The organism is Mesorhizobium sp. SARCC-RB16n, assembly GCF_008520305.1.
GTDB lineage: Bacteria > Pseudomonadota > Alphaproteobacteria > Rhizobiales > Rhizobiaceae > Mesorhizobium.
Genome location: NZ_ML703326.1, coordinates 1 through 6129, shown reverse-complemented (window position 1 = coordinate 6129; position 6129 = coordinate 1). Strand labels below are relative to the sequence as shown.

Here is a 6129-nt window from a genome sequence, read left to right as displayed (position 1 = left end):
CGAAGGCTTCGATCATGCCGCCGCGCAAAAGCATCACGCGGTCGCAAGCGGCGGCGATCGAGGGCTGATGGGTGATCACGATGACCGTGACGCCGGCCGCCCGAGCGGCCGAAAGCACCGCCTCGAGCGCGGCCTCGCCGCTACCGTCGAGATGGGAACTGGGCTCGTCGAGCACCAGGAACCGCGGATTGCCGTAGAAGGTGCGCGCCAATCCGATTCGCTGGCGCTCGCCGCCCGACAGCGTCCTGTCCGACGGGCCGATCATGGTCTGGTAGCCGTCGCGCTGCGCCAGGATCAGCTCATGCGCCTGGGCGCGCCTTGCCGCCTCGACGATCGCGGCATCGTCCGCCTCCGGGTCGAAGCGGGCGACGTTTTGCGCGATCGATCCTGGAAAGAGCTCGACCTCCTGCGCGAGATAGCCGACGTGCTTTCCGAGCTGGCTTTCGTCCCAGCTCCCGAGTTCGGCGCCGTCGATCCTGATCGAGCCGCCGGTCGGTTGGGCGGCGCCCACAAGCAACCGCGCCAGCGTCGATTTGCCGGCGCCGCTGGGGCCGACGATGGCCAACGCTTCGCCGGCGCCGATGGCAAAGGTCAGCCGCTTGAGGATGGGCTCCGTGCCGGGCCGGGCATTCGGCGGCATAAAGAAAACGTCCTGCGCGGAAATGGCGCCTGCCGGATCGGGCAGGATCAATTTCCGCGCCTCGGCCGGACGCGCCGCAAGCGCTTTTTCCAGCCGGGTCCACGCTCGGCTGGCGTCGGCGATCTGCCGCCAGGCGCCGATCAGCTGGTCGAGCGGCTGCAGCGCACGCGACGATACCAGCGACGAGGCGAAGATCATGCCGGCCGTCATCTGCCCCTGAAGCACCAGCCATGCGCCGGCGCCGAGAATCGCCAGTTGCAGCATCATACGCAACGCCCGCGAGGCGCCGCTGAAAATCGCATTGGCGCTCGAGGAACGGTCATGGAAGGTGAGCGCCGCCGCCACGTGCCGTCCCCAGACCCGCGAAGCATTGTCCACCATGCCCATGGCGCGCAGCGTCTCCGCATTGCGGGCAAAGGCCTGTTCCGCCTGGCTGGCCAAAGCCGAACGCTCCGTGGACAAGGCGTCGTTCCTGCCGATGGCAAGCTGGTTGGCCACGACCAGGAAAAGCAGAAGCACCGCGCCGGCGATCGTCACCCAAAACAGCACCGGATGGATGAGATAGAGCAAGGCGAGGAAGACAGGCGCGAAGGGCAGGTCGAACAGCACCGCCACGCCGCGCGACCTGATGAAGGCGCAGACCGAGGCGAGGTCGCGCAGCGGCGACAGGCCGCCGGCATATTTTGCGCCAAGCGAAAGGGCGAAGGTTCTGGCGCCCAGCTTCCGGTCGACGGTCGCCGCGACGCGCTGTGTGTAGACGGCGCGGATTGCGTCCAGCAGGCCGAGAAAGGCTAGCGCAAGAACCGCGATGCCCGAAAGATAGACGAGCGTCTCGACGCTGGAGGACGGCAGCACACGGTCATAGACCTGCAGTAGGTAGAGCGGAAGCACCAGCAGTAGGATGTTTATCAGCAACGAGAAGAGGCCGACATCGGCGATGGCGCGCATGAAGACCGGACGCAGGCCCGACGGTCCAGTCATTGCCGCTTTCCCCACCGCTGCATGATCCGGAACCTTACGCGTGGCCTCCGAATTCGGAGCCGTTGTGCAGCGTGCTATTGGCGATGCTGTGCGTGGCGGTGCTGCTGGTGATGTGCAGAGCGCTCGCCGGCGCGTTGTCCAGCGTGTAGGCGCGGATGTAGTCGATCTTCATCTCGGCCGGCGTGGCCAGATGATCGGGCGGCGAGCCAGCGAAACCGCCGACCGCGAGATTGACCAGCATGTACATGGGCTTGTTCATGTCGGACGGCGTCGCCGCTTCCGCGACCTGAACACCATCATAAGTCCAGACGAGCTTTTCCGGCGTCCACAGCACGCCATATGTGTGGAAGCCCGCGGTGTCCATGGTATTCACCGTCGACGACACCTTGGTATGCGTTCCCGTTTGATTCGAGTGCGCCGTCATGATCAACGAGTTCGGGTCCTGCCCGCGCGTTTCCACCACATCCAGTTCCGGCGGCCAAGAGCCGTCTTCCGGCAGCAGCCAGAAGGCCGGCCAGGCGCCGGCGTTCTCGGGCAGGTCGGCCCGCATTTCGAAATAGCCATAGGTCTGCGAGAACGAATCATGCGTCGTCAGGACGCCGGACGTGTAATCGTAATTGTGGATGAGAGGCTTGATGTCCGCCGGCGCCTGCGCCGCGGTGATGGTGAGCACGCCGTTACCGACGCTGAATGGGTGGACGGAACTCGTCGGTGCGTAATTGGCGTTGATATACCATTGCAGCTCGGAATTGTCGCTCAACGTGCTGCCGTTCGGCGCTCCCCACGGGAAATTGGTGTCCCATGTGCCGCCTTGGGCATTGTGAAGATTTAGCGTGTTGAAGTCGTCGCTGAAGGACAGCTTCATTGCGGACATGTCGATCGGCAATTCGAACTGGCCGGGCTGCATCTTGTCGATGGTCGTGCCCTTGAACTCGAGGATCTCGCCGGATCCAAGATTCAACACCACGTTCGATCCCGCCTGGACCATGTGTGAGTGCACGGCGGCGAACGAAGTGAGCCCATAGCCGTTGAGACGTACGGTATCAGTGGCAGCAAAATTCGCGATCAGATCGCTTCCGTGGCCTTTCGAGATGATGAACGTGTCATAACCGCCGCCGCCGTCGATCAGAACGTCATTTCCCCGGCCGCCGTCCAGCGTCTGGTGCCCGGCCTTGGCGGTGATGATGTTGTTCAGCCCATTTCCGAAGGCGTAGTTATTGGGGTTTGTAACGATGAGGTTCTCGACGTTGTCGGGGAGCTTATAATTCATCCAGGTGCTGATCGTGTCGATGCCCTGCCCAGCCGCCTCGGCCACCTTGTTGCTCGGCGCATAGAGGTAATAGATGTCATCGCCCATGCCGCCGTGCATGGTGACGCCGGATGCTCCGTAGAAGGAGTCATTTCCCGCGCTGCCGTACAAGTCCGGCCCGGACCCTGCCGCGGAGAACCAATGGTTGGAACCGCCGCTATAGGGAAGAGGAACGCCCAGGGCGTTGACGAAGGAGCTCATCGGACAAACCCTCCTGGCGATGCCAGGCCTGCTTGAACCGTTTGATACGAGTTCCGAGCGGCCGCATCGGGTGAATGCGGAAAGGAACGATGTCGTTCCGGGGAATCACTGCGCAATCCACCATAACATCGATCTATCGGAAGGCTATACTTATTATTCGGCAAGAGGCCACGGTTGACGACGGATATTTAGTAAAATGATGAATAAACTGGAAAATGATCTACTTAGATGAATGATCTACTTAGATGAAGGTTTCCGGCCGGTCCATCACTGCCCCTCCTCGGCGCCAAATCCTGCCAGCGGCGGGCGATCGCCATCCGGTAAGGCCATTGTCGACCCTAATCGTCTTCGGATAGCCAATCTGGCCGCATACGCGTTCGAGGGTCTGAACCACATCCTCGCCGCTATACGTGAAGCGCGGATCGGTCGCCGGACAATAGCGCGAATGGGTGTCGATGATGGTCAGGATGCGCAGCTTCTTGCCCGTCGCAAGCTGGTCATGAACAAAATCCATGGCCCAGACATCGTTCGGTCCGACAGCTTCCTGGCGGTCCTCCCTTAGCTTCGCCTTCACTCTTCGCTTGGGATGCTTGTTCCTGAGCTGAAGGCCCAACTGGTTGTAAATAATCCTGCGTGTCTTCTTCATGTTGACGATCCATCCCTCCCGGCGCAACAACACATGGACGCGACGGTAGCCGTAGCGCACCCGCGTCTCGCAAATCTCCCGAATCCGTCGTTCGAGCGCGGCCTGCCCGGTGCGGCGAGATTTGTAATGGTAGGTCGAGGTGTCGAACGTTAGCGCTTGCAGGCCCGCCTGATCGATATCCCTCAATCCGCCAGCATCCCGTCGACCAGCTTGCGCTTCCAAGCAGGCCTTAGATTTTTCGGCGGATAACGTCCTGCAGCATCTCGCGATCGAGCGTCAGGTCGGCAACGATCTTCTTCAGGCGCCCATTCTCATCTTCCAGCGCCTTGAGCGACGCATCTCATCGGGTAGCAAGCCAGCATACTTCTTACGCCAGTTGAAATACGTCGCTTGGCTGATCCCGGCCTTGCGGCAGATCTCCGCCACGGTCACACCGTCATCGCCCTGCTTCAAAATGAACGCCTTCTGCGCGTCCGAAAACTTCGATGCTTTCATCGTCTTCCGCCTCCTTCTCCCAGTCAGGAAAATACAGCGAAAAACTCTAACCAAAAACGATCCAGTTATCGGGGATCAGAGCAGTGGCGTGGTGACGCTTTCAGCCACGACACAAGCCGATGCCGGGCTGGCAGGCCGGGCTCTATCGTTCCGAACCGCCGGCCAAGGTGGAGACGCACCTGACCGCCATCCCTTATTTCGCCTGGGACAACCGCGGGCCCGGCGAGATGCAGGTCTGGCTGCGGGATGGATGACCGCAGACGCTTGCCCCGATTACATCTGGCTTGATTGAGCGGCAGGTAGGGCCGTGTTCGGCGCCGCGTGCGGCGCTGCCGTCGACATGCGCCCAAGCCGCTTGCCGACGCAGCGCCGCGAAACAGCGACATCGGGATGGCAAAGGCGACATAGACGACCAGTGAGTGTTCGCCGAGCCACCCGCAGCCATTCCATGGCTGGAAATTTCGACAGGAAGCTGCCAAGCACCACCGCCCCGGCGACGGCCAGAGTGAGATGCAGCGGCGGCCTTGCCGCCAGGCCCATCCGCATGCTCTGCATGGCATAGCCCGGCTGATAGACCAGCTGGTGCGGGCGGTGCTGCATTGGGCTTTCGCCGTCGCCGCCCAGACCGTCCTTGTGATCGCGGGCGGCATCGACCTCTCGGTCGCCGCCATGATGGCGCTGACCAGCGTCACCGCCGCTTCGATGATGGCCGGGTGCCAGCGAGGAATACGCGCTGTTCGTGGTGCCTTTCGTGCTCGCCATGGGTTTTTGTCCTCGGCGCGCTCAACGGCCTGCTCATCGTCGTCTCCCGTGTGCCCGACATTGTCGTTACGCTCGCCATGCTGTTCGTGCTGGCGCTGCGCTGCTGTGCTCCGCGCGCCTGGCGGCGGCGCCGCCGAATGGCTGAAAGCGATGATCTCATGCACGGTGCCGATACCGGGCCTGCCTGATTCCATCGACGCCTGGCTGCCCATGGCGGTGCTGGTGCTGGTCGTCTGCCTCTGCATCGTCTGGACCCCCGCTGGCGGCTTGCTTGCTGCGCATGCCATGCTCAAATCCGGAGAAGCCCAGACTGAAAAAAGAACCCGCCCCGGCGTTAACCGAAGGCGGGCGCCCTCCGTTTACCAGTTCAATGAAGCAATCGACGGCTACCAACCTCCAAGGGCCGAGAGTGTTCCACCGACACGACGACTGTTGCGTCCCCGGCATTCGTGCCGAGGCAAGGCTTGCGTCCTCCTGCACTTGGCGAAACTCAGTCTTTTTTCCACGCCGCCAGCAGCAGGCCTTTGCCTCCATGGACCGGGTCCTTGCGCGGCCGTCCGACCTTGGGCACCAGGCCTTTCGGCCGCAGCAGGCGCCCCTGCATACCCTTTGGCGCGATCTGAAAACAGCTCATCCAGTGCGCGACTGGTTGTGGCAGCCACGTGGTCGTGCGCTTAAAGCTACCTTGTCCGGCTCCTTCGACAGCGTAACGTGCGCAGCACGCGCGGCGCGGCGCGCTAGTTGATGATCTCGCCACGTTCGTCCGAGGGCCGTGCGGTCAGCCGTTCTCTCCACGACTGTAGCGCTTCGGGCGTGAGTCTGGTCCATTCCGTGATCTCGCTTTTGTCTCGTCCACCAGTTGGTTAGCGGCGCCAACGTCCGCAATAGGTGGGCGCTGCCGACCGCCGTCTTGAGCAGCAGCTCGAGCTTGCGATCGAGTCGGGCGGCGGTGCGGGCGCGGCGCAGCAGGGTTGCCGTTCGCTTCGATCCTGATGTTGCCCCTGCGCTCTTGGCTGAGCGCGTAACTGGCGCATACTCAGGCGTCAAATCGAATGAGCGGAGGGTCCTGGACAAGATACTCGTTCACTAAACAGG

Annotated in this window: 4 protein-coding genes and 1 pseudogene; 1 reads left to right on the top strand and 4 read right to left on the bottom strand. The window is 62.4% G+C overall.

Annotation, left to right across the window (positions count from 1 at the left end; genetic code table 11):
- The 3 genes and pseudogenes from C7I87_RS34880 to C7I87_RS34870 all read right to left on the bottom strand — a co-directional run.
- On the bottom strand, positions 1–1621 hold a 1621-nt coding region (locus C7I87_RS34880), incomplete at its 3' end, for a type I secretion system permease/ATPase (RefSeq protein WP_149908457.1).
- A 34-nt stretch (positions 1622–1655) separates the two neighbouring features.
- Positions 1656–3131 carry an endo-1,3-1,4-beta-glycanase EglC gene (locus tag C7I87_RS34875; protein ID WP_149908456.1) on the bottom strand — a complete coding sequence of 492 codons (1476 nt, stop codon included), beginning with the start codon at positions 3129–3131 and terminating at the stop codon, positions 1656–1658.
- A 325-nt stretch (positions 3132–3456) separates the two neighbouring features.
- A pseudogene (locus C7I87_RS34870) lies at positions 3457–4272 on the bottom strand (IS3 family transposase); the annotation flags it as partial.
- A gap of 119 nt (positions 4273–4391) precedes the next feature.
- Here C7I87_RS34870 and C7I87_RS36580 point away from each other — a divergent pair.
- Positions 4392–4526 (top strand): hypothetical protein, encoded by a 135-nt coding sequence (locus C7I87_RS36580; RefSeq protein ID WP_281409083.1) that lies wholly within the window; start codon positions 4392–4394, stop codon positions 4524–4526.
- A 19-nt stretch (positions 4527–4545) separates the two neighbouring features.
- Here the strand turns inward: C7I87_RS36580 and C7I87_RS36335 are convergent, their stop codons facing one another.
- Positions 4546–5034, bottom strand: a complete 489-nt coding sequence (locus C7I87_RS36335; RefSeq protein ID WP_246696538.1) for a hypothetical protein — start codon at positions 5032–5034, stop codon at positions 4546–4548.
- Between the last annotated feature and the right edge of the window lie 1095 nt (positions 5035–6129).